General features: G+C 53.0%; 38 protein-coding genes. 31 read left to right on the top strand and 7 right to left on the bottom strand.

Annotated features, from left to right (window positions below; all coding sequences use genetic code 11):
- Window positions 1–2: 2 nt before the first annotated feature.
- From QUE74_RS09320 to QUE74_RS09290, 7 genes are all read right to left on the bottom strand, one after another.
- Window positions 3–398 carry a phage minor tail U family protein gene (locus tag QUE74_RS09320; protein WP_000683087.1) on the bottom strand — a complete coding sequence of 132 codons (396 nt, stop codon included), beginning with the start codon at window positions 396–398 and terminating at the stop codon, window positions 3–5.
- Window positions 395–928 carry a phage tail protein gene (locus QUE74_RS09315; RefSeq protein ID WP_000975024.1) on the bottom strand — a complete coding sequence of 178 codons (534 nt, stop codon included), beginning with the start codon at window positions 926–928 and terminating at the stop codon, window positions 395–397. The genes QUE74_RS09320 and QUE74_RS09315 overlap by 4 nt, the downstream gene beginning before the upstream one ends.
- A 14-nt stretch (window positions 929–942) precedes the next feature.
- Window positions 943–1,296 (bottom strand): head-tail joining protein, encoded by a 354-nt coding sequence (locus tag QUE74_RS09310; RefSeq protein ID WP_001204560.1) that lies wholly within the window; start codon window positions 1,294–1,296, stop codon window positions 943–945.
- A complete protein-coding gene (gpFI, locus tag QUE74_RS09305; protein WP_001355131.1) occupies window positions 1,289–1,672 on the bottom strand; it encodes a DNA-packaging protein FI in 384 nt (127 codons plus the stop codon). The genes QUE74_RS09310 and gpFI overlap by 8 nt, the downstream gene beginning before the upstream one ends.
- Before the next feature lie 51 nt (window positions 1,673–1,723).
- Entirely contained in the window at window positions 1,724–2,752 is a 1,029-nt protein-coding gene (locus QUE74_RS09300) for a major capsid protein (RefSeq protein WP_000522660.1), read from the bottom strand.
- A gap of 57 nt (window positions 2,753–2,809) precedes the next feature.
- Entirely contained in the window at window positions 2,810–3,166 is a 357-nt protein-coding gene (locus QUE74_RS09295; RefSeq protein WP_286332220.1) for a head decoration protein, read from the bottom strand.
- 298 nt (window positions 3,167–3,464) lie between these two features.
- The gene (locus tag QUE74_RS09290) at window positions 3,465–4,112 is read right to left on the bottom strand and encodes a helix-turn-helix domain-containing protein (protein ID WP_286331990.1); all 648 of its coding nucleotides are present in this window, start codon (window positions 4,110–4,112) and stop codon (window positions 3,465–3,467) included.
- Window positions 4,113–4,294: 182 nt separating this feature from the next.
- On the opposite strand from QUE74_RS09290, the gene QUE74_RS09285 reads away from it, so the two are divergent.
- The 31 genes from QUE74_RS09285 to QUE74_RS09140 all read left to right on the top strand — a co-directional run bounded on the left by QUE74_RS09285 (window position 4,295) and on the right by QUE74_RS09140 (window position 21,293).
- Window positions 4,295–4,531, top strand: a complete 237-nt coding sequence (locus QUE74_RS09285; protein WP_000989761.1) for a helix-turn-helix domain-containing protein — start codon at window positions 4,295–4,297, stop codon at window positions 4,529–4,531.
- Window positions 4,531–6,573, top strand: a complete 2,043-nt coding sequence (locus QUE74_RS09280; protein WP_286331988.1) for a Mu transposase C-terminal domain-containing protein — start codon at window positions 4,531–4,533, stop codon at window positions 6,571–6,573. The genes QUE74_RS09285 and QUE74_RS09280 overlap by 1 nt, the downstream gene beginning before the upstream one ends.
- 18 nt (window positions 6,574–6,591) lie before the next feature.
- Window positions 6,592–7,485, top strand: coding sequence for an AAA family ATPase (locus QUE74_RS09275; RefSeq protein WP_021564510.1), 894 nt, complete (start codon window positions 6,592–6,594; stop codon window positions 7,483–7,485).
- 14 nt (window positions 7,486–7,499) lie between these two features.
- Entirely contained in the window at window positions 7,500–7,724 is a 225-nt protein-coding gene (locus tag QUE74_RS09270) for a hypothetical protein (RefSeq protein WP_000361029.1), read from the top strand.
- Between the two features lie 12 nt (window positions 7,725–7,736).
- Window positions 7,737–7,952 (top strand): hypothetical protein, encoded by a 216-nt coding sequence (locus tag QUE74_RS09265; protein ID WP_000279302.1) that lies wholly within the window; start codon window positions 7,737–7,739, stop codon window positions 7,950–7,952.
- Window positions 7,953–7,981: 29 nt separating this feature from the next.
- The gene (locus tag QUE74_RS09260; RefSeq protein WP_000206137.1) at window positions 7,982–8,626 is read left to right on the top strand and encodes a DUF3164 family protein; all 645 of its coding nucleotides are present in this window, start codon (window positions 7,982–7,984) and stop codon (window positions 8,624–8,626) included.
- Between the two features lies 1 nt (window position 8,627).
- The gene (locus QUE74_RS09255) at window positions 8,628–8,861 is read left to right on the top strand and encodes an ANR family transcriptional regulator (RefSeq protein ID WP_086217544.1); all 234 of its coding nucleotides are present in this window, start codon (window positions 8,628–8,630) and stop codon (window positions 8,859–8,861) included.
- The gene (locus QUE74_RS09250) at window positions 8,842–9,033 is read left to right on the top strand and encodes a hypothetical protein (RefSeq protein ID WP_012904652.1); all 192 of its coding nucleotides are present in this window, start codon (window positions 8,842–8,844) and stop codon (window positions 9,031–9,033) included. The genes QUE74_RS09255 and QUE74_RS09250 overlap by 20 nt, the downstream gene beginning before the upstream one ends.
- Window positions 9,034–9,113: 80 nt before the next feature.
- On the top strand, window positions 9,114–9,500 hold the full coding sequence (locus QUE74_RS09245) for a DUF7448 domain-containing protein (RefSeq protein WP_021564515.1): 387 nt from the start codon (window positions 9,114–9,116) through the stop codon (window positions 9,498–9,500).
- 63 nt (window positions 9,501–9,563) lie between these two features.
- Window positions 9,564–10,280 (top strand): DUF2786 domain-containing protein, encoded by a 717-nt coding sequence (locus QUE74_RS09240; protein WP_286331982.1) that lies wholly within the window; start codon window positions 9,564–9,566, stop codon window positions 10,278–10,280.
- A 2-nt stretch (window positions 10,281–10,282) separates the two neighbouring features.
- Window positions 10,283–10,510 carry a hypothetical protein gene (locus QUE74_RS09235; protein ID WP_073521068.1) on the top strand — a complete coding sequence of 76 codons (228 nt, stop codon included), beginning with the start codon at window positions 10,283–10,285 and terminating at the stop codon, window positions 10,508–10,510.
- Window positions 10,507–10,731, top strand: coding sequence for a hypothetical protein (locus tag QUE74_RS09230; RefSeq protein WP_021564517.1), 225 nt, complete (start codon window positions 10,507–10,509; stop codon window positions 10,729–10,731). The genes QUE74_RS09235 and QUE74_RS09230 overlap by 4 nt, the downstream gene beginning before the upstream one ends.
- A 30-nt stretch (window positions 10,732–10,761) precedes the next feature.
- Window positions 10,762–11,097: a hypothetical protein gene (locus QUE74_RS09225; protein WP_166738691.1), complete on the top strand. Its 336-nt coding sequence runs from the start codon at window positions 10,762–10,764 to the stop codon at window positions 11,095–11,097.
- Complete coding sequence (locus QUE74_RS29575; protein ID WP_404856076.1) at window positions 11,094–11,270, top strand: hypothetical protein; 177 nt, start codon at window positions 11,094–11,096, stop codon at window positions 11,268–11,270. Before QUE74_RS09225 ends, QUE74_RS29575 begins: the two co-directional genes overlap by 4 nt.
- Window positions 11,271–11,282: 12 nt before the next feature.
- Window positions 11,283–11,693, top strand: a complete 411-nt coding sequence (locus tag QUE74_RS09220; protein WP_029392800.1) for a hypothetical protein — start codon at window positions 11,283–11,285, stop codon at window positions 11,691–11,693.
- Between the two features lie 154 nt (window positions 11,694–11,847).
- A complete protein-coding gene (locus QUE74_RS09215) occupies window positions 11,848–12,126 on the top strand; it encodes a hypothetical protein (RefSeq protein ID WP_168997932.1) in 279 nt (92 codons plus the stop codon).
- Window positions 12,098–12,493: a gp16 family protein gene (locus tag QUE74_RS09210; protein ID WP_097456918.1), complete on the top strand. Its 396-nt coding sequence runs from the start codon at window positions 12,098–12,100 to the stop codon at window positions 12,491–12,493. Before QUE74_RS09215 ends, QUE74_RS09210 begins: the two co-directional genes overlap by 29 nt.
- Entirely contained in the window at window positions 12,490–12,828 is a 339-nt protein-coding gene (locus QUE74_RS09205) for a hypothetical protein (RefSeq protein ID WP_000734972.1), read from the top strand. The genes QUE74_RS09210 and QUE74_RS09205 overlap by 4 nt, the downstream gene beginning before the upstream one ends.
- Window positions 12,829–12,928: 100 nt before the next feature.
- Complete coding sequence (locus QUE74_RS09200; RefSeq protein WP_001192995.1) at window positions 12,929–13,396, top strand: Mor transcription activator family protein; 468 nt, start codon at window positions 12,929–12,931, stop codon at window positions 13,394–13,396.
- Between the two features lie 26 nt (window positions 13,397–13,422).
- A complete protein-coding gene (locus tag QUE74_RS09195) occupies window positions 13,423–13,701 on the top strand; it encodes a hypothetical protein (protein ID WP_000186479.1) in 279 nt (92 codons plus the stop codon).
- Window positions 13,702–13,883: 182 nt separating this feature from the next.
- Window positions 13,884–14,276: a phage holin family protein gene (locus tag QUE74_RS09190; RefSeq protein ID WP_001372993.1), complete on the top strand. Its 393-nt coding sequence runs from the start codon at window positions 13,884–13,886 to the stop codon at window positions 14,274–14,276.
- The gene (locus tag QUE74_RS09185; RefSeq protein ID WP_059239175.1) at window positions 14,266–14,562 is read left to right on the top strand and encodes a phage holin family protein; all 297 of its coding nucleotides are present in this window, start codon (window positions 14,266–14,268) and stop codon (window positions 14,560–14,562) included. Before QUE74_RS09190 ends, QUE74_RS09185 begins: the two co-directional genes overlap by 11 nt.
- Entirely contained in the window at window positions 14,546–15,091 is a 546-nt protein-coding gene (locus QUE74_RS09180; RefSeq protein WP_286331976.1) for a glycoside hydrolase family 108 protein, read from the top strand. Before QUE74_RS09185 ends, QUE74_RS09180 begins: the two co-directional genes overlap by 17 nt.
- Window positions 15,088–15,270: a hypothetical protein gene (locus QUE74_RS09175; RefSeq protein ID WP_250299391.1), complete on the top strand. Its 183-nt coding sequence runs from the start codon at window positions 15,088–15,090 to the stop codon at window positions 15,268–15,270. Before QUE74_RS09180 ends, QUE74_RS09175 begins: the two co-directional genes overlap by 4 nt.
- A gap of 32 nt (window positions 15,271–15,302) precedes the next feature.
- Window positions 15,303–15,491: a hypothetical protein gene (locus QUE74_RS09170; protein WP_052922006.1), complete on the top strand. Its 189-nt coding sequence runs from the start codon at window positions 15,303–15,305 to the stop codon at window positions 15,489–15,491.
- Window positions 15,492–15,597: 106 nt separating this feature from the next.
- Complete coding sequence (locus tag QUE74_RS09165; protein WP_149012738.1) at window positions 15,598–15,804, top strand: hypothetical protein; 207 nt, start codon at window positions 15,598–15,600, stop codon at window positions 15,802–15,804.
- Window positions 15,804–16,304 carry a DUF1804 family protein gene (locus QUE74_RS09160; protein ID WP_000312575.1) on the top strand — a complete coding sequence of 167 codons (501 nt, stop codon included), beginning with the start codon at window positions 15,804–15,806 and terminating at the stop codon, window positions 16,302–16,304. The genes QUE74_RS09165 and QUE74_RS09160 overlap by 1 nt, the downstream gene beginning before the upstream one ends.
- Before the next feature lie 52 nt (window positions 16,305–16,356).
- Window positions 16,357–17,997, top strand: a complete 1,641-nt coding sequence (terL, locus tag QUE74_RS09155; RefSeq protein WP_286331971.1) for a phage terminase large subunit — start codon at window positions 16,357–16,359, stop codon at window positions 17,995–17,997.
- On the top strand, window positions 17,997–19,592 hold the full coding sequence (locus tag QUE74_RS09150; protein WP_286331970.1) for a DUF935 domain-containing protein: 1,596 nt from the start codon (window positions 17,997–17,999) through the stop codon (window positions 19,590–19,592). The genes terL and QUE74_RS09150 overlap by 1 nt, the downstream gene beginning before the upstream one ends.
- Complete coding sequence (locus tag QUE74_RS09145; protein WP_286331968.1) at window positions 19,579–20,745, top strand: phage head morphogenesis protein; 1,167 nt, start codon at window positions 19,579–19,581, stop codon at window positions 20,743–20,745. Before QUE74_RS09150 ends, QUE74_RS09145 begins: the two co-directional genes overlap by 14 nt.
- Window positions 20,742–21,293 (top strand): phage virion morphogenesis protein, encoded by a 552-nt coding sequence (locus QUE74_RS09140; RefSeq protein ID WP_286331967.1) that lies wholly within the window; start codon window positions 20,742–20,744, stop codon window positions 21,291–21,293. The genes QUE74_RS09145 and QUE74_RS09140 overlap by 4 nt, the downstream gene beginning before the upstream one ends.
- Window positions 21,294–21,492: the final 199 nt, after the last annotated feature.

The raw sequence follows: 21,492 nt of genomic DNA, 5'->3' as shown, positions 1-21,492 counted from the left end.
CCTCACATCTCGTATGTAATGGAATAAGTCAGATCTGCAGAACTCCACAATGCCATATCGTCATCACGACGATAGTCATAGCCCTGCGTAACCATCGTGGTAATCATGCCTGCCAGTGCAGGGATCGCCGCCATCGCCGGGTAAATCCGGCTTTCCATCCACTGATCAAGCTCTGAATCCGGTACCTGTGCCGGTAAAAACACCTCAATATGCAGTGTGGCCCGCCAGGTATCTGCATCCAGCTCTTCACCGGTATACTCTGCATCCGTCAGATAAACCGCGACCGCGGGAAAATCCTCTTCGTCAAAAACAACGGGGCGACCATCAAACAGCGTCGCCCCGTGTTCATGCTGCTCCAGTGCATCCAGCACTGCAGCACGGATATCAGTATGTTTCATCGTTTTATCGCAATCCTCAGTTGTTGTTTCAGCGCATATGCCAGTTCTCCGGGCAGGCGTTCACGCCGGATACGGTCAACGTTTTCATCAAACGCCTGTTTCAGTGGGGCCGCCATCGGGATTTTCACCACATCAATGGGGTAACGGTTTTTCCCGGCCACACGCTGCATTACATGCCAGCGACCATTTTTTAATCGCTGAATAAATGCCCGCTGATAACGATGCTGACCGGCTTTGAGTATGCTGTTCGGACGACGGCCCAGCATCCTGATCCCCAGCTTAATCACCGGGAGATCACCGCGTTTAACGATAATTTTGGCATTCGGATTTCTGACCGTGGCCCGTTTCAGTCTGGACCGTTCCTTTACCAGTTTCCGGCTCACCCTGGTCTCCCGGGCAACCTGTGACGAAGACTGATTAATCGCCGTTGTGGCCACGCGGTTAATGGCCATTGCTGAAGCCGCCGGAATGGCGTTTTTACGAACCCGGCTCAGATTTTCAATCGCCTGATCAAGCCCTTTTATCGCCATAATTCACCCTGCGTTTATCGTCGCCGGTTAACTGCCGGTGGTTGCCCACGGTTGAGCCAGAGATAACAACTGCCCCCGTCATCCGGAGAAACACGATCCACCCAGAATGTCTCACCATTAATGGTCAGCGTGTCACCACGCCGCACAGCACGAACCGTATCCGTCCGTACAAATAATGACGGGCAGCTTCCTTCAATACGGACCCCGCTACCGGCAAACCCCAGCGATTCCGGATCGTCAAAAACCCCCTGAACTTCGCTGCCACACTGTGCCCCCGAGGTGAACTGCGCACAGAGCCCCATCACTTCAACAATCGTGCTGTCCACCCCGGCAAGGGCAGCATCAAAGGCATTCTGAAAATCACGCATGCTCAGCCGTTCCGTGCTGTATCATGGCTGTCGCCAGTGGTGATGGCACCAGAACACGCATGCCCCGGTACGTCAGTTCAACGGGACGGCCTGTCTCCGGGCAATACCCCATCACATGCAGGCATTTCCGCACACGAACCGCTTTAACATCATCCGTAGCATCAGTGTTGTGCAACTGCTCACCATCGTCTGTGTGATTTTGCTCAGGCCCGCTCTCATCACCAGGCATAATGCCCTCCCGGGAAGCAGCAAGCTCCTCTTCCCACTCAGACACACGTTGCGCAATATCCGCAGCACTCCCCGATATATCCGCCTCGCGCCCCAGCAGGCCAGCCAGTTGACGAAGACGATTCAGATTTTCTTCTTTTGTTGCCATATCAGCCCCCTGTGAAAAAAGACACGGGGGCATTTCGCCCCCGCTCACGGATTATTTCACCTGCACCACCACAAACTCATCCGGATCCGGCAGCACCATCAGCGGTGCGGACTGCGTCATGGTAAATTCACGGGCCGGATCGCCCACGGTCAGCCAGTGTTTCGGATAACGGGAAGAGGCCACCACACCTTCGGACAACGCCTGTGCATCCTGAATGGCACCATAGCAACGAATGCCCTCTGCTGCCGTATTCCCCAGGACCAGTGTACCCTCCGGCAGATAACGTTTTTCGGTACCGTCTTCTGCCACATAAGACGTTTTTGCCACCACAATGGCCAGATCACCGTAATACCCTTTGAAAGACACCACAGCCCCCAGGTCTTTCACTGCCGTTTCGAGTTGTGAATTTGAGCCGCGACGGGTATCCAGTTTTTCGCGGAAAAGCTTAAAGCCATTCAGCAGACGCCAGACAGTACCGTCCATAATGGCAATATTCACAAGACCGCTGGCCTGATCGCAGTAAAGGTCAATATCATGCGTCGGATCAAACGTATCACGGTCCTGCTCAGACCATTTTTTACCGTCGGCCTGCTCAATGTTATTTCCTTCAGAGCGTCCAAAATCAACCTCAATTTTCTCGAACTGGTCTCCTTCCATGGTGTATTTGCCATACAGCACGGCATTCACCGCCTGCATTTCTTCCACCTGGACAATGGCGTGCTCTTCCTGTTTGAGGTTATCTGTGATGATACGCAGACGACGGTAGGCCGGGTCGTTCAGCTGAGCCGGATCTTCACCGGGAAGACGCTCAACCGCCTGCTGGTAATTAAATTCGTGTTTCGGCTTGACGTAGCCCGGACGTAACACGCGGGTTTCACCACCACGATGACGCAGCACTTTTCCTTCAACAACCGGGGAAACATAGGCCGCCACCGGCGTTTTTCCGGTAATTTTGTCCAGCATCACCTCTTCGGTATGGAAATTCACCGTACGGCGGAAAAACAGCTCCAGAAACAGCGCACGATATTTCACTTTTTGTTCGGTATAACCGAGCAACTGGCGGGTCGTAAACAATCCCATAAATCAGTTCCTTTCATTCAGAAATCAGTCAGGCCACCGCGGTGGCCTGATAACGTGTTACGGCAGCGCCGCGTGACTCAGGGCTGTGCCGACAAAGGCGTTGGCCTTTTTGTGTTCATCCACACTTTCAGGCCAGCGGATTGCCTCCGTCGCAAAGGTCCCCGACTTGTAATACGTCAGCACCGTCTCTGTGCCTTCAAGCGGCAGTACCAGTATGCCAGCCGCACTACCGGCTTTCTGTCCGTCCCAGACCACCAGTTTCCCGGTAGACTCATCCAGCATCAGGGGCGTCAGTGCCGGTGTTGCCTGAGAAATCCCGCTGCTGCCTGTGGCGGTGTGAGCCGGATCATTACCGGCAAAAATACGTACTTCCGCACGCTGTTCAGTGATGGTTTTCGTTTGTGGGGTGGTGATCAATTCTGGGCGGAGTTAGTACAGCCTGGTAGAACCTGCAAGCCTTGTGTGGCGCGGGGTGTGGTGATTTAGTGTGATTCTGGGCGGATTTGTGAGAAATGACCAAAAACGCTTTTTTTTGCGCTCATTTCTGGGCGCTTTTGATCTGGTTCTGCTACAAACTTAACGGGTTTTAAATGCTTTTAAAAAGTGTTTTATCCTTGCCCGTTTTCCTCAATTTGTTCTCATCTGTTGTGTTCGGTTTTGTTGTGGTTATTGCTGATTAGCTAACAGCACACGCCCCGCCAAAACGAGGCGCTTATGCTGATTTCTTGTTTACAGGCTTCGTTTCTTGCTCCGGCGTGGCAACGGTCTGACCACCTGGCGACCTAGCTCGTATATGAGATTCGATGCGGCGCAAAATCTCTTTGTCAATTTCTTCATTACCAGCCAATGCCATGCAAATAGTGTCTTTAAGCGATTCCCTGATGTTTAGTCTTCTGATGGCATTCTCCAGTTCGTCCAGGTCGCTGTCGGCCTGCGTAGCTTGCCTGGTGGGTTGCTGTAGGCGTTCCAAGATTCCTTTAATGCCCATATCGCATATTGCACTTATCAGTTGCTCCTTAACTTCTGTGGACGCTCTTTTCAATAACTCGTTAACTAGCTCGTTTGTAATATCGGGAGAAGGCTGCGCTGTTTGATTTGATAGAGAACCTTCTTTGGCGTTGGGTTCCTTACCGTAAGCGAGCCAATTTAAGCTCACTTGCTCTTTATCTGAGATAAGGCAAGCTATTTTAAAAGAAGGCTCAGTTCCTTTATGAATGTAGTTGTTTAAGGTTGAAGGGGGGATTCCCCAATCACTCGCAGCAGTTCTGACACTGCGGTTACCTATCAGCTTTACTAAACGCTCTCTGAAACTTTCTTTTCCCCGGTCGACAAAAGAAAAAGCATCATCATTTCTGGTCATTTTTTCTTTCCTCTATAACTAGTTGATTTTAATTGTAAAAACCATATAAAGACCAAAATCAAAAAGAAAATACAAAGAAAGGGCTATTTTTGCTTTACATGGGCTACATATGGATCAATACTTGTATCCGAAGGGATAACACGGCGGTGTTATCCGCACGGATAACTTTTAAGGGTAACCTAATGATGGTTAGAAATGAAGTAATGAACAAAGACTGGCACCGCGAGTACATCGTTGCCGCTGTGCACACCAAAGGTTTTACATTGCGTGAACTTTCTGAACGCGCTGGTCTAAAAAAAGACTCTTTAAAAAATGCACTGTATCGCTCATGCCCTAAATATGAACGCATCATAGCCGATGCTATTGGTGTGGAACCTGCGGAGATCTGGCCTAGCCGGTATGCCAGTAAGGCGGCGTAATGTTTTATTCAGCCAATGAGCTGGTCGGTCTTCCTGGTTTGCCCGGCACAGTTCAGGGGGTGCGCTGGACACTCAATCGGATCACAGAGACGCACCCGGAATGGAAGCGCAAGCGCGAAGGCACCAAAGCATTCGAGTATCACATCGACTGCCTGCCCACTGAAGCGCAGAAAGTTTTACGTAAGCGCCTGACCCATCAGGTCCTGGAAGATACGCAACTGCCCGCCGTTGTTGAGCAGAAGGCAGTTAAAAACGTCGCCGTTCGCGATGAACTGGAGGTGATGGTCAAATGCCCGGAACTGGCATTACGCGAAGTCCAGGCACTGACTGACAAGCAAAAGGCCATCGCTGATGCGCGGATATTGCTGGCTACTGAAGTGCATAAACTGCGCGAATACGCCGGAATGACAAGGAAGGCCGCGTTAAAGCACATCGTTGATGGCGTGCGCATGGGGGCGTTACCTGACCGCATTATTGAAGCGGCAAATACCGCAAATGCACGTCAGGGAAAGCGAACCGGTGTCAGCACCGGCAGCCTGGATAGCTGGTACTCCAGCTGGGTGATGGCGCGCGGTGATGCCAATCAGTTACTGGCGTTACTGGCTCCCGGTCATCATAAGGGGACACCGTGGGAGCAGGTCTGGTGGTTGAGCGATTTCTTTATGTTCTATCGCTCATGGAAGCGACCGACCGTTGAATATGCGTATCGCGAGTTTTCAGCCTGGTGGCATGAAAAACACGCGGATGATGCGGGAATGCTGGCGGCACTGCCTTCAGTTCACGCAGTAAGACGGGTGTTAAGCAACGTCCCGGTGATTGTTAAGGAGCGTTTCCGCTCCACCGGTTCCTCCTGGCGTTCGCTCAATCCCTTTGTGCGGCGCGACTGGACATCGCTACCGGTTAATGCGGTATGGGTCGGAGATGGTCACTGTATGAAAATGACCGCGTTTAACCCACTGACCGGCAATATTTTCCGACCAGAAGTGACGCTGGTTATGGATGCGGGGCAACGCTTTGTTGTGGGCTGGTCACTGTCCCTGTCGGAGAACGTGATAGCTGTTGCTGATGCGTTGCGTTACGGCATGGCACAGCACGGGATACCGCTGATTTATTACTCCGATAACGGGGGCGGCGAAAAAAACCGGGTGCTTGATGCCGATATCACCGGGATTCTGCCCCGTCTGGGTGTGGAACATCACACGGGGATACCAGGTAACCCACAGGGGCGCGGGGTGATTGAAAGGCTTAACAAGGAAATTCCCCGGGATGTGGCCCTGAGTTTCCGGACGTACTGCGCAAGGGATGCAGACAAGGAAACCGTAATGATGCAGCAACGGATTATGCAGTCAGCCATTAAGGCCACCCACAAAGGGAAAGAGCTGACAAAACGGCAGGTTAAGGCGAGGGATGAAATCCCCACCTTTGAGCAACTGATGGCAGCCATAGAGCTGGAGGTCAGACGCTATAACAACCGGCCACACAGCAGCCTTCCCCGCAAAGAGGATGGCGAACATTACAGCCCGGCAGCGTATCGCCGGAAACTGATAAAAGAGCAGAATGTTGAAATTGATTTCCTGTCGCCGGAAGAACTGCATGAAATGTTCAGGCCGGAAGTGACGCGCAAAACATTTCGCGGGGAAATTCAGTTATTCAACAATATTTATTACTCATATGAGCTGGCCGCAGAGCACGGGAATGAAGTCAGGGTCAGTTACGATATTCATGATGCAAACAGCGTCATTGTCCGGCGGGCTGATGGCTCTTATATCTGCGATGCCATCTGGAACGGTAACAAGGTTGATGCCTTCGCTAAACCAGTTATCGAACAAAAACTGGAGAAACGCGTCAAGGGCCGCATTGCACGGGCCACGCAGAAAATCGAAGAGGCTAAACGCGAGCTTACCCCGGCTATTACGCAGAAGCCTGACTTTAATCTGGGATATGGACTGGAACGCCCGGAGAAAAAGGAAAAAGAAGAACTTTATTTATTCGCATCTGAACGCGAACGCAATTTAAAGAAAAACGGCACAAACAACCGTTAATTTAAAAGGTATTTAATTATGAGTTTAATTACGCAATTAAATGACGTAATGGCCCGTCGCGGCTATACGCAAACCCACGTCGCCCGTGCTATTGGTCGTAGCAGCGCCGTTATCAACCAGTATTTACAGGGTAAATATCAGGGCGATATGGCTGATATTGAAGAACGCATTTCTGCCTTTGTGACCCGTGAGCGGGAAAAGGAAAACAGCCGCCGTATTAAAGCGAAATTTGTTGCCACCGGTATGGCTGCCAAAGGACTGGAGGTGTTGGCCTATGCTCACCTGGAATGTGAAATCTGCGTACTGTATGGCGCGGCAGGTCTTGGCAAAACAATGATTCTGCGTGAATACGCCGCCAGAAACCGGGATGCGGTCCTGATTGAAGCCGACCCGGGCTATACAGCCAGAACACTGCTTGAGGAGCTGTGCCGCCAGCTGGGGGTTAAGGTTCGTGGCAATATCCACGAACTGATTGATGCATGTGTGCGAGAACTGCGTGATTCCGGTCGCCTGCTGATGGTGGACGAGGCTGAACTGCTCCCCTATCGCGCACTGGAGGTTCTGCGCCGTCTGCATGACAAAGCGGGTATCGGGATTGTCCTGGCGGGTATGCCACGCCTTCTGATTAACCTCAAGGGACGTCGCGGTGAGTTCGCCCAGTTATACAGCCGTGTGGCGCTGGCGCTTAACCTGGGCGATACGCTGGCGCAGGAAGATTTTAACCAGATAGCCACCGGGCTGATGCCGGAAGCAGCAGAACCGGAAATCAGCGAGGCGCTTTATACACGTTCGCTGGGTAATGCCCGCCGCCTGTTCAAACTGGCGCGTGGTGTGTACCGGATTTGTGATATCAGCGATGCGCCGGTCAGTGTGCAGGCCATTGATAAATTCGCAGAAATGTTAATTCACTGATGGAGAATAAGACGATGGACAAGCAGACCATTAACGCCGTCCGTTCCCGTGCCCGTGTGGCCATTCACACCACCGGCGGTCGTGTAACGGGACAGCATCACCGTTTACCTGTGGTTTATGCCTGCCCGCCCGTGGGTGGTCCTGTATGGCCGGTAACGGAAATCGTCCAGACATTCAGCGGCCTGCGCCGCGTGGTGAAAACGTCCTGTATCGACGGCTGCACCGTCGTATGGCAATAAGAGGAAATCAGAATGGCGGTCAAGTTAGAAGTAATTATCTACACCGATGAAAACGGCACGCTTCGTGTCAGGAGTATGGGGGCTATTGATAAAAAAGGATTTACGGATGAAGAGGTCGGTGTAAGACAACGGTTATGGGAGGTAATGAATCAAACTCTTAATAAAGAATTTAACGGCGTTGATTTATTTTCTGTTGGCGTGGAACCCTGCGCGCATAACACACATTAATCTGTAAATATCACTGAGGTAATTTAATTATGACGACTGAAAATAAAGTTAAGCAATACACGAAAACTCAAGCGCCTGAAGGTTACTGGGTGGATGCCCGTGGCGTAATGACACCTGAAAGCCTTATCAAAGATATTGACCGCGACCGTGAGCAGCTGGTCGGTGAGCTTGTGGAGATGGTGATTGCTGCCTCTGCCTCACTGCGTGAACTGAAACTGCGTGCGTTTGGTGATATTCAGGCGTTTATTGACCTGTCGGCGGAGAAATACGGCGCTGTGAAAGGCGGTAAAAAAGGGAATATCACGCTTTACAGCTTTGACGGGCGTTACAAGATTCAGCGCGCTATGCAGGACCGTATCGCGCTTGATGAACGCATTCAGACCGCGAAGGCACTGATTGATGACTGCCTGGCTGACTGGACGGAAGGAGCGCGCCCTGAAATTAAAGCCATCATCAGTGAGGCATTCAGCACGGACAAGGAAGGCAACATTAACACCGGGCGCGTTCTGGCTCTGCGTCGTCTCGATATTACGGAGGAACGCTGGGATAACGCCATGAAACTGATTGGTGAAGCCGTCCAGGTGGTTGGCAGCAGAAGCTATATCCGCGTGTATGAGCGCGTCGGTGATTCTGATGAATACCGCGCAATCCCGCTGGATATTGCAGGGGTTTAACATGCATCAGGATATCAAAGAGTACAGAGCCGGAAATAGTTGCGCAGCGTATTCGCTGGGCGCATCCAGAGCAGAACAACGCGGTGATTATGCCGAGGCTGAAAAGCTGTGGCGTAAGGCAGCGCAAAGCCCGTGTAGCACCCTGCGCCGCATCTGGGCTGAACACCGGGCACAGTTCTGTGCCAATGCTCACCTGAAAGGATGGAGGCCGCCTCATGAACGCGAAGAACTTTAATCAGTTATATCCGGTGGGGACTCGTTTTACACATACCGACAGCGCAGTGTTTGGTTGTGGTCGTGTGGTGAAAACTGTTGCGCCAGCCAGAGATTTTAAATGTGGTTGTGTGGTTGAAATTAATGTTGAGCCTTATTTCGTAAAAGTCGAAACACTGAAAGCACCGCATTAATTTAATTTGTTTTTAATTGTTATTTAAAACAGGCGTAAACCCGCCGGGGCTGGCTTACGCCTGAATCTGGAGAAATGAAAATGAGTGTTACCGTTATCAATGAAATGATTGGGCGTACATTTAAAGAAGTAGTTAAGAATGAAAACGATGAACTTGTTTTTCGTGGTGATTATTCCCGGGGGGTATGGGGAACCGTGTTTACATTTTTCCACTTTCAGGAAGGTTGCGAAAAAGTCTGGATTGAGGACATCGTCGGAGACCTTGACGACCTGAAAGATGAACCGCTGACAGAGGCTGAAGTGGTTACCGAAGAATGTGATGTTGGGGAAGGTCATCAGACATGGAGTTTCTTTAAGTTCGGCACATCAAAAGGCTGTGTAGTCGTCAGATGGTGCGGTGAGAGCGAGGGCTTTTATTCTGAGTGCGTTTCACTGAAGCGGGAATTAACTGACGTCTTCGATTTTTAACTCTGACTTCGTTTTTTTATGGCGCAGGTAAACAGGTCTGCGCCTGAATAAGAGAAATTCATTATGGAAAATAAAAGCAAATACATCGCCAAAATTAAAAAACTGTTACGCCTTGCCAGAGGAACATCAAGCCCGGAAGAAGCCGCTAACGCTATTGCAAAAGCCCAGGCTTATATGCGCCAGCATGGTATCAGCGAAAACGACGCAGAATTGTTCGACATTCAGGAAGCTGTCAGCGCGGGTGCGCCGAGTGATGCCAGTACACCGCCGCGTTATATGCACATCCTGTGTGACCTGGTCTGTAAAGCCTTCGGCGTCGAGTGTTACATCTCCGGTGAGTACCGGGCATCTGGTTCACTCAAACGTTACGTTCGTTTTTATGGCCCTGACAGCCGCCCGGAAATTGCGGCCTACGCGTTTGATGTGCTTTCCCGTCAGATGATGGCAGAGCGCAAGAAATATCAGGATAAACACTGCAAACGTTGCGGCCCGTCCACGCGGGTGGCCCGTGGTGACCAGTTCTGCGAAGGCTGGGTCTTTGGTGCCCGTGATGTCATTGCGGTGTATGACGTCTCCCCGGAAGAAAAAAGCCGCCTTGAGCTTTACAGAAAGAACCTGCACAGCACTAAGGGACTGCGCGACGGGGATATGCGCACGGCTAAAGCGTGTCGGGGTGCAGAGTTTGCCGCTACTGCCGGTTTTATCGCCGGGAAAAACGCCAGACTGCATCAGGGGGTTAATGGTCAGAGCAACAGACCGCTGACACTGGGGAGGGTGTAACGATGGCTTTTAAACTTCTCAGTGTTACCGAAGCAATATACCAGCCGCCCGGAGAACGCCACGAATACAGGATGAATGACGGTAGCGCGGTGGTTGAGTTCCCCGGATATCCGGGGGCTTCCCGGTGGCGGTTCTATGACAGTGCGGGACGCCGGATTATTAAAAGAACCGTGCACAACGCCATGAAAGCCGCTGTAGAACGTCACAAAAGAAGGTTTAACTGCAAATGAATATTGAATTTTATGACTACGGAGTCACCGCAAAAATCATTGTTACCTGCTGGTTCTGGGAGTTCCGTCGCTATTGTCGGGTTGTGGATGCGGCGCTGTTTGTTGCTCCTGAAGTGCGCCACCAGAGTGGCGGTGGCCTTTTAATGAAAACCGTCATCACCGGTAAAACGGTTCCGATGTTACGGGCGTTTAAAGTGGCAAAACAGGAGGCTGCACAATGAGTAACGAGCACATCCATCATTATCAGCGTGATGGGTCAATTTTCATATGCCAGCGTTGCGGCACAGCAAAGCATCGTAATGGTAAATACTGGTGGGCCGGTCGCTATTCAGAATCTGAACCACCATGTGGTGATGATGTTGTGGGGCAGGATGCGTGGTTTGAAACTGCAAAAAGCGAGGAAGGATGAGATGAAAAACCGTAAAGCAAAACGACTTCTTTTACAGCGACCTGTGCGTGTGGTGGAGCTGGTTATTAGCAACCATAAGATAGCGGTACTCCATCCATTTGGTCAGGTGGCTTTTGCCGCAAAGCGTAAGCCTACTGCGTCACAGAACAGGCGGAATAAAGGGTACGCAGTACGATGAAAAACCGTAAGGCAAAAATTCTGTTAGCTCGCAGAAACGGCTTTGATGTCTGGCGATGGTTGAGGATTAGTAACAGACGAGTGAGATTGACGGGGTGTTGCAGGGTGATGGGGCACAGTTGTTGCAAAAAGCCCAGCGCGGCGCAAAACCGCAGGAAAAATCACGGTATGTAAAGGAGGTACCAGGTGAAGAAAATGATTTTTGTGGCGGCATTGCTAACCATTACCCAACATACGCAGGCTTCAGCAGTTATTGTGGCATCTGCCGCTGCGACCACGGCTGCTGTAGCTGCTGCAAACTCTGCGAATATCGCAAGCCAACAGGAGCGGGATGCTGCTAACGCATCAGCCAGTGCTCTCCCGATTTCTGTTAAGGGCAGTAAGCAACATCTGGGGTTCATAACGTGCGGTAAGCGTTCTTATGAAGCTGTAGGATCACTGGGATGTACGGTATATGGCGACAGTGAGAGCAGAGAAATTCCATGGAAAACGTGGCCCGGATACGTTCTTGGCTCGAAGCTCCCGGCCAGTTATGAGGTAAACGCCGTGTCGTTTGATCACTATAACGGCGTGGCAACTGTCTATTTCACATACTGAGGCCCGGCATGAAATTTTCTGAATCACGGAGCAACAACACGATGAAAGCCATCACCGTAACTCGACGTTCCTGATTTCGCGGGTTGTTTAAACAGTAATCAAATGCAGACCAAAACATGTGTTTTGGTCTGCCAAAAGTGATGTTTTGGTCATTATGAAGATTGAACAAATCGGAATGGCAGCTTTCAGGCAACAGGCTGAAAGCGGTGGCGTGGATGAGTTCGTCGTGCAGCGGTTCGGTGGTGTGTATCACCTCTTCGCTGTGAATCGCCACGCCGGGGTGTCCTATTTTCTACAGGAACGCCGTGGCGATTACAAGACGTGGCTGTCTCTTGATCGTGCCGCCACGTTCCTGTCAGGAATTGGCGTTTCACGTTTTACCGTGCGTTTTGAGGATAACAAACATGCTGAAAAAGATGATCGGAGCCATTAAAGCCGGTCAGGCGTATCTGGGGTGGGATGATGTCCTTTATCGCCAGACGCTGGCCCGCCTGACCGGTAAAACCAGCACCACACGCTGCAACCTCGATGAACTGCGCATCATCCGGGAATACATGCACGAACAGGGATTTCCGCGCAAGGCCCCCGCCGGTAAAGGTCGCCGCCCTCGTGTTGCAATGAGCAGAAAATCGGTATTATCCAAAATTGAAGCGTTGCTGGCTGATGCCGGTCGTTCCTGGGCGTATGCAGAAGGACTGGCATCTCACATGTATAAGCAACATGTGATCGAATGGCTGACGGATGAACAGCTTTTTGGGGTGATGGTGGCGCTGGTTAAAGATTCAAGGAGACGTAAATGAAAAAACTGTTATTACTTATTCTGGCTTTATGTTTTACAGGGATATCCCATGCTTCTGATTCAGAGGAAGATTTGATCAAAAAAACATTACAGGGCGATTATCAGGCACAACGTAATCTGGCTTATTCATACATGAATGGCTGGGATGATATTTCAAAGGATATCATCAGAGGATGCGCTCTCAGGAAGGTTATTCTCTTGACACAAGCCAAAGCTGACATTGGCGATTATGGAAATGAAGCCATAGATTGCCGAAAAGTGCATCCAACAGATAACCAGAAAGTATGGGAATATGTCAGAGGATACCTGGTGTTGATAAACGAGAATAAAAAATAATATGAACAAAAACCTTCGCAGGCGCGGAGGTTTTTTTATGGTCTGTACAGACGATCATGTATGGCTATAATAACAGTAAGTTACTACCGGAGACGCCATCATGCAGACCTTCAGTGAAACAGATCTTCGCGATGCGCAGGCACTGCTGCCCGATTCCGTGCAGCAACTGATTAGTGTGATTGGCTTCCCCGCTCTGACCCGGTTGATTCGTTCTTTTGGTGGCGTGACGTTAAGTGGTAAAACCGGCGCACACGCCGAACGCACCGGCGGTGTCCATGCCCTGTTACATGACGTGCTGACCGAAGACGAAATCAACAAACTGATCCGCTTTCTTGGCGGTGCTCCGTTTTACATTCCCCGTTGCGATCATGCGTTACGTGCCCTGCGTAACACCCGTTTTATGGCTGATTTACAGCAGCATGTAAAAGACGGATGCTCACACCGGCAGGCGCTGGCACTGCTCTGTCCCCGTTACGGCATTTCAGACCGGTACGCATGGCAGCTGATACACCGACGACAAAAACAGACTTCGCTGAAAAGCCCCACCCAGGTGGGGCTTTTTGATTAATGGGCCTCAGAAAAAAGGAGACACTTATGACCAACTATACGGCACTTGGCGAGTATACAGCCTACTCAGAGCAGGCACGGGATGCTGCCGGACGCCGCTTCGCTTATATGAAAAATCTGGCCAGCCAGTTAAACCGAATGGCCGAACAACCGGATATGGTTGTTCAGGAAGAAGCGTTGCAGTGTGCCATTGCTGACATCATCGCCAGCGAAAACGAGATGCGCGCAGCGATGGAAAAGGCGAACGCCTCTGCTCCGCTTTGTAATAAACCTCTTATTACGCCGGATTCTCTTTCCCGCTTCTGATTTATCACCCCGCCGCCGCGGGGTGCTGAACTCCCCCAGCAGTACCCACCACACCAGACCGTTTACCCTGTCCACTCAGACCACAAGGCACCTTAAGGGATAGCGCCCTGCAAAAGGCTTTTGTGTCTTTGACAGGGTGTTATTTACGGGCCGTCAGTGGCTCAGATTTACAGGAGAAACTCATGTCTGAACCCTTATCAGGCGGCGGAGCTGTGGCAGTCACCATCGGTGGTGCCAGTGTGTTTGGTCTTCTCACCAATACCGATTTCGGGGTCGTGGTGGGCGCGTTTGCCGGGGCGCTTTTTGTTGTCACGCAACAGAAAGAAATCCCGGTATGGCGAATGGCCATCCACCTGCTCGTCGCGTTTGTGGTTGGCGTTCTGGGGGCTGGCGTGGCTGCGTCACTGATGCAGTGGCTGACCCACTACAACGACAAACCGCTCGATGCATTGTGTGCGGTCGGTGTCTCTGCTTTATCCATCAAGATACTGACTTTTCTTTATCAACAGGAAATTTCATCGCTGTTCGGCCTGTTTTCCAGACTGCGCGGCGGAGGGGGTGGAAATGGAAAGTAGCCTTGCCGGTATCGTGAACGTCTGGCTGTGTCTCGCCATTGTGCTGGGGTTGTTTGTATATCGCCGCCACGGTGCGGCGCATAAACCGCTGATTACCTGGCTGGCGTACTGGCTGATGCTCGGCTACATCATCATCCCGTTCCGCTGGCTGTCCGGTACATACACGCACTCCAGCTGGCTGGTTGTGGCGCTGAATCTGGTTTTCTGTGCGCTTATCGTGTGGGCGCACGGGAATTTGTCAAAAATCCTTTCGTTACTGAGGCATCCACATGAAATCAAAAGATGAAATTTTTGATGAAGTCCTGGGCAAAGAAGGCGGTTACGTCAATCACCCGGATGATAAGGGCGGTCCGACCAAATGGGGCATTACGGAAAAAGTCGCCCGTGCCCACGGATACCGTGGCGATATGCGTGAGTTAACCCGCGAACAGGCGCTGGACATCCTTGAAGCCGATTACTGGTATGGCCCGCGATTTGACCAGGTCGCCGCATTATCCCCTGATATTGCCGCAGAGCTGTGTGATACCGGTGTGAATATGGGGCCATCCGTGGCGTCCAGAATGCTCCAACGCTGGCTGAACGTTTTCAACCTGCGCGGCAGGCTGTACCCGGATATGGACGCAGACGGACGCATCGGACCTCGTACCATCAGCGCATTGCGCGTCTTCCTGAATAATCGCGGTCAGGACGGTGAACGGGTGATGCTGACAGCCCTGAACTGCACGCAGGGTAACCGCTATCTGGAGCTGGCAGAGAAACGCGAGGCTAACGAATCGTTTGTTTATGGCTGGCTGAAGGAGCGCGTGGCGGTATGACGCGTCAGCACTGGACCCACAGAACGCCACGTAAAGCCGCGCGCTGTGTTCTGGCCCTGTTTCTGATGATGTTGCTTCCGGTGGGATGCACAGACATTAACAGAACGGGCCAGCTGTTTGACGCGGCGGCGCAGGTCTGCCGGATTGTTGATGGCATCCGGCAGTGTTCACAGAACTGAACATCTGCCAGTTGTTTCACTAAGGAGAAGTTATGGCATCACCAGTTATGAAATATTTCGCTTATGAACATCTTCCGGCTTCGTTACAGGAAGTGAGTAAACCGATTGGCGATCTGGCAAGAAAAATGGATGAGTCTCTGCCAGACGGGCCGGAAAAGTCGGTCGGGTTACGTAAATTGCTGGAAGCAAAAGATGCTTTAGTTCGGGCGAAACTGGGTTAATGACTTAACAAGGCTACCAATTTTTTGATGTGGTGGCGCAGGTCTGCCGGATTATTGACGGCATCCGGCAGTATTCACGGAACTGATTTTTTGAAGGTCTGACACAGTGAGCATTATCAGATTTACAGAATGCGCAGGCTCAGGGAGCACCAGCGCTGTCATGGTTGTCGCTGAACGCATAACCCATTTTTACCGTCAGTGTGGTGCATATGGTGGCACGATCATTGAGCTGGATACCGGGAAAAACGTGTATGTTCTTGAAAATCCCGACGAAGTTAAATGCCTGATTGAACAGGCTCAGAAGGACACTTAATGGCGTGGTCACAGGATATCAGGGACAAAGTCCGTAACGGGTACATCTTTGACCAGCTTCCGCTGGATATCGTCGCCATGAAGTACGCCGTGCCGCACGACACCGCGCGGCGCTGGAAAACGCAGGCGATGAAGAACGGCGACGACTGGGACAAGCTGCGGGCCGCGCACGCGCTCGCCGGTGACGGGCTGGAAAGTGTCGCCCGCACCGTACTTATCAGTCTGGTGGTGAAGTGTCAGACGACGCTTGAACGGCTGAACCAGAACCCGGACATCCCGCCGCAGGAATCCGTCGAACTGCTGGCGAGCCTGTCCGACAGTCTCAGTAAGGCGGTGGCCAGCAGTAAAAAAATCCTGCCGGAAACCGACCGGCTCGCCACGGCACTGGAAGTGGTGCAGCGGCTCGGCGCGTTCATCAAGGAGCGTCACCCGGCACAGTATGCCCCGTTTCTTGAGGTGCTCGAAGGCTTCGCTAAAGAGCTTGAGGATAATTTCAGTTAACCACAGCGGCCCGGTTTTCCGGGCCGTCTGATATTTGTATACCAGGTGTGACGTGGCAAAACGTAAACTTTCCATTAAAGAGTTTCAGAGAAGCCTGCAGGAGTACATCGCCAACCTCCGCCAGACCATTGAGGCTGAATGTCTGGGGTTCGATGTTAACCCGCAGGCCACACAGGCCCGCCGGGCGGCAGTCTGCGACCCGGTGACGGGCTACGATTATTTTGTCGAAAACTATTTCCCGCACTACGTCCGCAACCCGGCAAAAAGCGAGCTGCATAAATACCTGTTCACCCGTCTGCCACAGGTTGTGGCAAGCCCGGACCCGGAGAACGACGCCATCGCCGCGCCCCGTGGTGAAGCAAAATCCACGCTGGTGACGCAGCTGTTTACCCTGTGGAACATTATCCGGGCCATTAAGCATTACCCGGTCATCATTATGGACAGTATCGACCAGGCTTATCCGATGCTGGAAGCCATCAAGGCTGAACTGGAATTTAACCCCCGTTTAAAAAACGATTTCCCGGAGGTGTGCGGACAGGGGCGTGTCTGGCGTATGGGGACCATCGTCACGGCCAACAATATCAAGGTGACCGTTGCCGGTAGTGGTAAAAAACTGCGTGGTCTGCGCCACGGTCCGTACCGCCCTGACCTGGTCATCCTCGACGACATCGAGAACGACGAGATGGTGCGTAACCCGGAGCAGCGCGACAAGCTGCATGACTGGCTCACCAAAACCGTGATGCCGCTGGGTGAGGCTGGCGGTAAAACCGATATTATTTATATCGGAACCATCCTGCATTACGACTCCGTGCTGTCGCGCACGCTGAATAACCCGATGTGGAAAACAGCCCGCTTTAAAGCTGTTATTCAGTGGCCTGCCAATATGAAGCTGTGGGACGAGTGGGAAGAACTCATCCGCAACAAACAGCCGGAAGCGGCGGAGGCGCTTTACCGACAGAACGAGGCTGAGATGCTCGCCGGGTCGGTGGTGTCATGGGCGGCGCGTCCCCTGCTGGCGCTGATGAAAATCCGTGTCCGTGATGGTCACGACACCTTTGATTCTGAATACCAGAACGACCCGGTCAGCGGTGAAGATGCGCTGTTTGCGGGCTGCATTAAATTCTGGGTTAACCGTCTTGATGAATGGGTGTTTTATGGTGCTGTTGACCCCAGTCTCGGGAAGAAAAACAAAAACCGCGACCCGTCGGCCATTCTCGTGGGGGGCTTTAACCGCTTTACCGGCATTCTGGATGTGGTTGAAGCCGATATCCGCCGACGTCTGCCGAATAAACTTATCGAAGACGTGATCAAGTATCAGCGTGAATATCACTGCCTGTGCTGGTCGTTTGAGTCCGTCCAGTTTCAGGAGTTTCTGCGTACCGTGCTGGTTGAGCGTTCGGCGGCGCTGGGTGTGCCGGTTCCGGCGCTGCCGGTCATCCCGCTGGAGGATAAGGCGCTGCGTATCGAATCCCTTCAGCCGCATATGGCCAACGGCCTGATCCGCATCAGTCACACACATCAGACACTGATTGACCAGCTGCGCCACTACCCCAAAGCCGACCACGATGATGGCCCGGACTGTCTGCACATGCTGTGGACGCTGGCGGTATCGCGCAGCGCAAAATTTCAGATACACACCCCACGCAGCACCGGGCGTGACCGTGGCGGGCGTTTTGGTTCAGGAGGATGGTAATGGCACAGCTTGTTGATATTTACGGACGCCCGCTGAAACGTGAGGCACTCAAAACCACGCAGTCGGTCAGAGTGGCGGAACGGCTGCGCATTTATCCCGACCACCCGTCCCGTGGTCTGAACATCAGAAAACTGCCGCGCATTCTGGAAGCTGCCGAACGCGGTTATCTTCCGGCGCAGGCGATGCTGTTTGCGGATATGGAAGAACGTGATGGCCATCTGTTCGCCGAGATGGAAAAGCGCAAAAAAGCATTGCTGACGCTGGACTGGTCGGTGGAGCCGCCCCGCAATGCCTCGAAGGCAGAAAAGGAGCTGGCCGCCGCCGTGGATGAATGGCTGCACGGTATCCCGGACATGGAGGACATCATCCTCAACGGGATGAGCAGTGTCGGTTACGGTTTCAGTTGTCAGGAAATCAGCTGGGCGTTCGTGGATAAAACGTGGTTACCGGATGCGGTGACGCTGCGCCCGCATAACTGGTTCATTACCCTGCCGGAACACAATGACGAACTCCGTCTGGATGACGGCAATCGTGGGGAGGATGGTAAGGACGGTTCCGCGCTGTGGCCGTTCGGCTGGCTGGTTCACCGTTACAACGCCCGGTCGGGGTTCCTGGGTTCATCCGGCCTGTTCCGCGTACTGGTCTGGCCGTATCTGTTCAAAAACTTTGCGCTGCGTGATATGGCAGAATTTCTGGAGATTTACGGCCTTCCGGCGCGCATTGCGTACTATGCACAGGGCACCAGTGACGAGGACCGGGACAACATTCTTGAGGCGCTGGTCAATCTGGGTCATGAAGCGGTGGCAGCCCTGCCGCAGGGTAACGAAATTGAGTTCAAGGAGGCCGCGTCCGGCGGACCGGAGGCGTTCATGTCGATGGTGGAATGGGCAGAGCGCACCACCTCAAAAGTGATTCTGGGCAGTACGCTGACCAGCCAGGCTGACGGTAAAACCTCCACCAACGCGCTGGGTAATGTGCATAACGAGGTCCGGCACGACATTCTGGCCGCCGATGCTCGCCAGCTGTCCGGCATGTTCAGCAGCCTGATACAGATGATGGCCAGCCTGAACGGCTGGCAGGATATCCCGTCACGCCGTCTGCCGCGTCTGGTGTTTGATGTGCAGCAGGAAGCCGACATTAAGGGGGTGGCGGAAGCCGTCAGTGTGTTGCTCAACAGTGTGGGGATGAAGGATATCCCGGCGTCGTGGGTGCGCAAAAAAACCGGTATCCCCACCCCGAAAGACGGCGAAGAGGTACTGGTGCCGGTGGCACAGCGTCTCCCTGTGCAGGCGGGCCTCAGCCAGCTGCGTGAGCGGCTGAATGTTGCCGCGCTCAGTCAGCAGGACAACGGGGAGGACGACCCGGCACAGCGCGCCATCGACCGGGCAGAACTTCCGGCAGAGGCCATCGCGCAGGGGATGAACGAACTGGTGGCCCCACTGGTGCAGGCCATACAGGAAGGTCAGGATGCAGACGAGGCCATGAACGTACTGGCGGAAGCATGGCCGGAACTGCCGGATGACACGCTGCGGCAGCTGCTGACACAGGCATTCTTTGTGGCGGATATCTGGGGGCGACTGAATGCCGAAAGCTGACGATGTTGATCTGGGTTATGCGTACACCCTGAAACCGGAAGAAGCGATTAAGTATTTCGAAAGCAAGGGGTACGTTATCGGCTTCCGCTGGCACGATGTGAAGGACATCGCCAACGCCCGGGCGTTCACGGTGGCGGGCGTGCTGAAACTGGATGTGCTGAAGGATATCCGTGATGGCCTGACGGCGGCACTGGCTGACGGCGGGACGTTCCGGGAGTTTGCTGCACAACTGGAGCCGTTACTGGAGAAAAAAGGCTGGCTGGGTAAACGGCTGATTGTGGACGAGGACACCGGCGAACTGCACGGCAGGCAGCTGACGCCGCGCCGGTTGCGTACGATATTTGATACCAATATTCAGTCGTCATATAACGCCGGACGTTATCAGCAGCAGATGGCGAACGTGGCTGACCGGCCTTATTTTGAGCGCGTGGCAGTGATGGACCTTCACACCCGCCCGAAACACGCCGCCCTGAACGGTTTTACCGCCCGGGCGGATGATCCTGTCTGGGCGTTTTTATATCCCCCGGACGGTTATCACTGCCGCTGCCGTATCCGGGCGCGTTCGGCGTCGGATGTGGAGAAATATGGCCTGACGGTGCAGAGCTGCGAGGGGCGGCTGGTTGAGGTTGAACAGGAATATGGTCAGCCGGGCCAGACCATCAGAACAATGGGGCTGAAGATGCCGGACGGCTCTGTATACACCGCTGACCCGGGCTTCGGTTTTAACCCCGGCAAAGTGGCATGGCAGCCGGAACCGGAAAAATACGATTACCGCAGCGCCCGCCAGTACGTCACCGGCACCCTGACCGGGCCGGACTTTGCCCGGGGGCTGGCGAACGTCAGCGAACTGGATGCGCGCCAGCGATATCCGCTGGCTATCCGTTCACCGGAGCAACTCGCCGCCACGGGCGCTGCACGGCAGACGGTAAACCTTACGGCTGACGTCATGAAGCGCCTCAGTGCAGCAGACACGCCCCCGACCAGCGCCGACTATATGCTGATACAGCAGACCATCGAACGGGCGGAGCATGTCACGCAGGACGGCAACACGTGGCGGTATGCGTTACAGTCGGGCGACCGCTGGTCAGTGGCGACGGTTGAGGATGACACGCTGACAGACTGGGTGATGCAGGACACCCCGGAGGCATCATGAGCACCGCTAAACTGGATATTAAGATTGATTTAAGCGCGTATAACACCACGCTGGGTAAGCTGATTCGTTCCGTGAAGGACCGGCGTGACCTGATGACGGCACTTGCAGGCTCCATGCTGGATGCGGTTGAGACTAATTTTGAACAACAGGGTCGCCCGAAATGGATGGGCTGGAGTCCGTCATATGCGAAGCGACGCGGCCCCGGGCAAATCCTTCAGAAGTCCGGGCGACTGGCTGCCAGTATCCGCTCTGCGGTTAACAATAACGAGGCCACGGTCGGGACAAACGTCCGTTATGCCCGTATCCACAACGAAGGCGGCGAAATCCGCCATCAGGCACGGACGCAGAACCTGTATTTTAAACAGTACAAAAACGGCAGCGTCAGCAGTCGTTTTGTGAAAAAGCGCAACAGTAATTTTGTGCAGAGCGCAACTGTCGGAGCGTATACGGTCAACATGCCCGCGCGTCCCTTCCTTCAGCTTGTGCAGGACGACATCGACGAGCTGGAGAACACCGCAAACCGCTATTTTGCGCGTGTGATTGACTGAATGACCAGAAACGCGCTGTAATCATCTCTGACAACATAAACGCCTCACGGATGAGGCATTGCAGCACCGCACCCCATAAATGCCGTCAGAATCGTTTTTAAAAGGGTTTTAAAAACGGTTTTATTTCCCCTTTTATCCTTTCCCGTTATGGCAGGGTGCTGAACACCCTCCGCAGTACCCCGTGTTCCCCTTCTGTCAT

The organism is Escherichia sp. 10290, assembly GCF_030295155.1.
GTDB classification, from domain to species: Bacteria; Pseudomonadota; Gammaproteobacteria; order Enterobacterales; family Enterobacteriaceae; genus Escherichia; species Escherichia coli_F.
The sequence above is the reverse complement of the archived record's forward strand: the minus strand, read 5'-3'. Positions and strand labels throughout refer to the sequence as shown.

What these genes read in the sequence shown, in the direction of transcription:
- QUE74_RS09320 (WP_000683087.1), bottom strand. Translation starts at nt 398, where the DNA reads ATGAAACATACTGATATCCGTGCTGCAGTGCTGGATGCACTGGAGCAG.
- QUE74_RS09315 (WP_000975024.1), bottom strand. Translation starts at nt 928, where the DNA reads ATGGCGATAAAAGGGCTTGATCAGGCGATTGAAAATCTGAGCCGGGTT.
- QUE74_RS09310 (WP_001204560.1), bottom strand. Translation starts at nt 1,296, where the DNA reads ATGCGTGATTTTCAGAATGCCTTTGATGCTGCCCTTGCCGGGGTGGAC.
- gpFI (WP_001355131.1), bottom strand. Translation starts at nt 1,672, where the DNA reads ATGGCAACAAAAGAAGAAAATCTGAATCGTCTTCGTCAACTGGCTGGC.
- QUE74_RS09300 (WP_000522660.1), bottom strand. Translation starts at nt 2,752, where the DNA reads ATGGGATTGTTTACGACCCGCCAGTTGCTCGGTTATACCGAACAAAAA.
- QUE74_RS09290 (WP_286331990.1), bottom strand. Translation starts at nt 4,112, where the DNA reads ATGACCAGAAATGATGATGCTTTTTCTTTTGTCGACCGGGGAAAAGAA.
- QUE74_RS09285 (WP_000989761.1), top strand. Translation starts at nt 4,295, where the DNA reads ATGATGGTTAGAAATGAAGTAATGAACAAAGACTGGCACCGCGAGTAC.
- QUE74_RS09280 (WP_286331988.1), top strand. Translation starts at nt 4,531, where the DNA reads ATGTTTTATTCAGCCAATGAGCTGGTCGGTCTTCCTGGTTTGCCCGGC.
- QUE74_RS09275 (WP_021564510.1), top strand. Translation starts at nt 6,592, where the DNA reads ATGAGTTTAATTACGCAATTAAATGACGTAATGGCCCGTCGCGGCTAT.
- QUE74_RS09270 (WP_000361029.1), top strand. Translation starts at nt 7,500, where the DNA reads ATGGACAAGCAGACCATTAACGCCGTCCGTTCCCGTGCCCGTGTGGCC.
- QUE74_RS09265 (WP_000279302.1), top strand. Translation starts at nt 7,737, where the DNA reads ATGGCGGTCAAGTTAGAAGTAATTATCTACACCGATGAAAACGGCACG.
- QUE74_RS09260 (WP_000206137.1), top strand. Translation starts at nt 7,982, where the DNA reads ATGACGACTGAAAATAAAGTTAAGCAATACACGAAAACTCAAGCGCCT.
- QUE74_RS09255 (WP_086217544.1), top strand. Translation starts at nt 8,628, where the DNA reads ATGCATCAGGATATCAAAGAGTACAGAGCCGGAAATAGTTGCGCAGCG.
- QUE74_RS09250 (WP_012904652.1), top strand. Translation starts at nt 8,842, where the DNA reads ATGAACGCGAAGAACTTTAATCAGTTATATCCGGTGGGGACTCGTTTT.
- QUE74_RS09245 (WP_021564515.1), top strand. Translation starts at nt 9,114, where the DNA reads ATGAGTGTTACCGTTATCAATGAAATGATTGGGCGTACATTTAAAGAA.
- QUE74_RS09240 (WP_286331982.1), top strand. Translation starts at nt 9,564, where the DNA reads ATGGAAAATAAAAGCAAATACATCGCCAAAATTAAAAAACTGTTACGC.
- QUE74_RS09235 (WP_073521068.1), top strand. Translation starts at nt 10,283, where the DNA reads ATGGCTTTTAAACTTCTCAGTGTTACCGAAGCAATATACCAGCCGCCC.
- QUE74_RS09230 (WP_021564517.1), top strand. Translation starts at nt 10,507, where the DNA reads ATGAATATTGAATTTTATGACTACGGAGTCACCGCAAAAATCATTGTT.
- QUE74_RS09225 (WP_166738691.1), top strand. Translation starts at nt 10,762, where the DNA reads ATGGGTCAATTTTCATATGCCAGCGTTGCGGCACAGCAAAGCATCGTA.
- QUE74_RS29575 (WP_404856076.1), top strand. Translation starts at nt 11,094, where the DNA reads ATGAAAAACCGTAAGGCAAAAATTCTGTTAGCTCGCAGAAACGGCTTT.
- QUE74_RS09215 (WP_168997932.1), top strand. Translation starts at nt 11,848, where the DNA reads ATGAAGATTGAACAAATCGGAATGGCAGCTTTCAGGCAACAGGCTGAA.
- QUE74_RS09210 (WP_097456918.1), top strand. Translation starts at nt 12,098, where the DNA reads ATGCTGAAAAAGATGATCGGAGCCATTAAAGCCGGTCAGGCGTATCTG.
- QUE74_RS09205 (WP_000734972.1), top strand. Translation starts at nt 12,490, where the DNA reads ATGAAAAAACTGTTATTACTTATTCTGGCTTTATGTTTTACAGGGATA.
- QUE74_RS09200 (WP_001192995.1), top strand. Translation starts at nt 12,929, where the DNA reads ATGCAGACCTTCAGTGAAACAGATCTTCGCGATGCGCAGGCACTGCTG.
- QUE74_RS09195 (WP_000186479.1), top strand. Translation starts at nt 13,423, where the DNA reads ATGACCAACTATACGGCACTTGGCGAGTATACAGCCTACTCAGAGCAG.
- QUE74_RS09190 (WP_001372993.1), top strand. Translation starts at nt 13,884, where the DNA reads ATGTCTGAACCCTTATCAGGCGGCGGAGCTGTGGCAGTCACCATCGGT.
- QUE74_RS09185 (WP_059239175.1), top strand. Translation starts at nt 14,266, where the DNA reads ATGGAAAGTAGCCTTGCCGGTATCGTGAACGTCTGGCTGTGTCTCGCC.
- QUE74_RS09180 (WP_286331976.1), top strand. Translation starts at nt 14,546, where the DNA reads ATGAAATCAAAAGATGAAATTTTTGATGAAGTCCTGGGCAAAGAAGGC.
- QUE74_RS09175 (WP_250299391.1), top strand. Translation starts at nt 15,088, where the DNA reads ATGACGCGTCAGCACTGGACCCACAGAACGCCACGTAAAGCCGCGCGC.
- QUE74_RS09170 (WP_052922006.1), top strand. Translation starts at nt 15,303, where the DNA reads ATGGCATCACCAGTTATGAAATATTTCGCTTATGAACATCTTCCGGCT.
- QUE74_RS09160 (WP_000312575.1), top strand. Translation starts at nt 15,804, where the DNA reads ATGGCGTGGTCACAGGATATCAGGGACAAAGTCCGTAACGGGTACATC.
- QUE74_RS09150 (WP_286331970.1), top strand. Translation starts at nt 17,997, where the DNA reads ATGGCACAGCTTGTTGATATTTACGGACGCCCGCTGAAACGTGAGGCA.
- QUE74_RS09145 (WP_286331968.1), top strand. Translation starts at nt 19,579, where the DNA reads ATGCCGAAAGCTGACGATGTTGATCTGGGTTATGCGTACACCCTGAAA.
- QUE74_RS09140 (WP_286331967.1), top strand. Translation starts at nt 20,742, where the DNA reads ATGAGCACCGCTAAACTGGATATTAAGATTGATTTAAGCGCGTATAAC.